The sequence below is a fragment of the Devosia subaequoris genome (assembly GCF_014197055.1).
Taxonomy (GTDB): Bacteria; Pseudomonadota; Alphaproteobacteria; order Rhizobiales; family Devosiaceae; genus Devosia; species Devosia subaequoris.
The window spans coordinates 2501-5286 of the sequence record NZ_JACIEW010000020.1 but is presented as its reverse complement, the minus strand read 5'-3'; the positions used below and the strand labels follow the sequence as shown (position 1 = coordinate 5286).

Sequence of the window (2786 nt, the reverse complement as noted above, 5' to 3'; positions counted from 1 at the left end):
TCGTTTGCGGGCATAGATTAATGAGAACGATCAAGCCGATCGAGCTATTAGTACCGGTAAGCTTCACACATTGCTGCGCTTCCACACCCGGCCTATCAACGTGGTGGTCTTCCACGGCTCTGATAGGGAATACTCGTTTTGAGGGAGGCTTCCTGCTTAGATGCTTTCAGCAGTTATCCCGTCCGAACTTAGCTACCCTGCAATGCGGCTGGCGCCACAACAGGTCCACCAGAGGTTCGTCCATCCCGGTCCTCTCGTACTAGGGACAGCTCCTCTCAATATTCCAACACCCACGGCAGATAGGGACCGAACTGTCTCACGACGTTCTGAACCCAGCTCACGTACCACTTTAAATGGCGAACAGCCATACCCTTGGGACCTGCTCCAGCCCCAGGATGTGATGAGCCGACATCGAGGTGCCAAACACTGCCGTCGCTATGGACGCTTGGGCAGTATCAGCCTGTTATCCCCAGAGTACCTTTTATTCGTTGAGCGATGGCCCTTCCACACGGGACCACCGGATCACTATGACCGACTTTCGTCTCTGCTCGACTTGTCAGTCTCGCAGTCAGGCAGGCTTATGCCATTGCACTCAGCGACCGATTTCCGACCGGTCTGAGCCCACCATCGCGCGCCTCCGTTACTCTTTGGGAGGCGACCGCCCCAGTCAAACTACCCACCATGCGCTGTCCCGGACACTGTTATGCCGCGGTTAGACACCTATGACGATAAGGGTGGTATCTCATCTTGCGGCTCCATCGAGGCTGGCGCCCCGACTTCAAAGCCTACCACCTATCCTGCACATGCCGACACAAGTGCCAGCGCAAAGCTATAGTAAAGGTTCATGGGGTCTTTCCGTCTGACCGCAGGAACCCCGCATCTTCACGGGGAATTCAATTTCGCTGAGTCTATACTGGAGACAGTGGGGAAGTCGTTACGCCATTCGTGCAGGTCGGAACTTACCCGACAAGGAATTTCGCTACCTTAGGACCGTTATAGTTACGGCCGCCGTTTACCGGGGCTTCAATTCAAGGCTTGCACCTCTCCTTTTAACCTTCCGGCACCGGGCAGGCGTCAGACCCTATACGTCGTTTTGCAACTTCGCAGAGCCCTGTGTTTTTGATAAACAGTCGCCACCCCCTCTTTTGTGCCACCTCCGTACCGGTTGCCCGATAGAAGGTCACGCTTATCCCGAAGTTACGCGTGCAATTTGCCGAGTTCCTTCAGTATAGTTCTCTCAAGCGCCTTGGTATACTCTACCAGTCCACCTGTGTCGGTTTAGGGTACGGTCAATAATGGTGGAGCTATTTCCTGGAACCGGCTCACTGCACCCCCAATCCGATAAGGGGATACAGACCTGCGCGATCCGTCACTACCACCTGGCCCACGAATATTAACGTGGTTCCCATCGTCTACGCATTTCTGCCTCGACTTAGGGGCCGGCTAACCCTGCGCTGATTAGCATTGCGCAGGAACCCTTGGACTTTCGGCGAAAGTGTCTCTCACACTTTTTGTCGCTACTCATGTCATCATTCGCACTTCCGATACCTCCACCACCCCTCACAGGTATGGCTTCACAGGCTTACGGAACGCTCCGCTACCGCTTGCAGTAAACTGCAAACCCTAAGCTTCGGTGCATAGTTTTAGACCCGGTACATCTTCGCCGCAGGATCGCTTGACCAGTGAGCTGTTACGCTATCTTTAAAGGATGGCTGCTTCTAAGCCAACCTCCTGGTTGTCTAAGCAATCCCACATGCTTTCCCACTTAACTATGACTTGGGGACCTTAGCTGTAGGTTAGGGTTGTTTCCCTTTTGACGATGGACGTTAGCACCCACCGTCTGTCTCCCGGATAGTACTCTTGGGTATTCGGAGTTTGGTTAGGTTTGGTAAGTCGGTGAGACCCCCTAGCCCATCCAGTGCTCTACCCCCCAAGGTATTCGTCCGAGGCGATACCTAAATATCTTTCGCGGAGAACCAGCTATTTCCGAGTTTGATTGGCCTTTCACCCCTAGGAACAAGTCATCCCCGTCTTTTTCAACAGACGTGGGTTCGGCCCTCCAGTACGTGTTACCGTACCTTCAGCCTGCTCATACCTAGATCACTCGGTTTCGGGTCTAATCCGTCTAACTTCACGCCCTATTCAGACTCGCTTTCGCTGCGCCTACACCTAACGGCTTAAGCTTGCTAGACAGACTAAGTCGATGACCCATTATACAAGAGGTACGCCGTCACCCTTGCGGGCTCCGACTGTTTGTATGCATCCAGTTTCAGGTACTATTTCACTCCCCTCGTCGGGGTGCTTTTCACCTTTCCCTCACGGTACTGGTTCGCTATCGGTCGTGTGCGAGTACTTAGGCTTGGATAGTGGTCTACCCATGTTCAGACAGAATTTCACGTGTTCCGCCTTACTCGAGGACTTGCATGCTTTCTACCGGTACGGGGCTGTCACCCACTATGGCAAAGCTTTCCAGCTTCTTCCCGTTCTTACACACAAGCCACTGGCCTGGTCCGCGTTCGCTCGCCACTACTAACGGAGTCTCGTTTGATGTCCTTTCCTCCGGGTACTTAGATGTTTCAGTTCCCCGGGTTAGCTCCCTTTCGGGTGACCTAAATGGTCGGGTTTCCCCATTCGGAAATCCTCGGATCAAAGCTTATTCGCAGCTCCCCGAGGCTTATCGCAGCGTATTACGTCCTTCATCGCCTGCACACGCCAAGGCATCCACTAGATGCACTTAAGACGCTTGATCGTTCTCATTATCAATGCCCGCAACTTCAACAACCAAT

1 rRNA gene is annotated in these 2786 nt (G+C 53.3%); it reads right to left on the bottom strand.

The features are described 5' to 3' along the window. Positions 1-26 precede the first annotated feature (26 nt). Positions 27-2749, bottom strand: a 23S ribosomal RNA gene (locus GGR20_RS18280). Between the last annotated feature and the right edge of the window lie 37 nt (positions 2750-2786).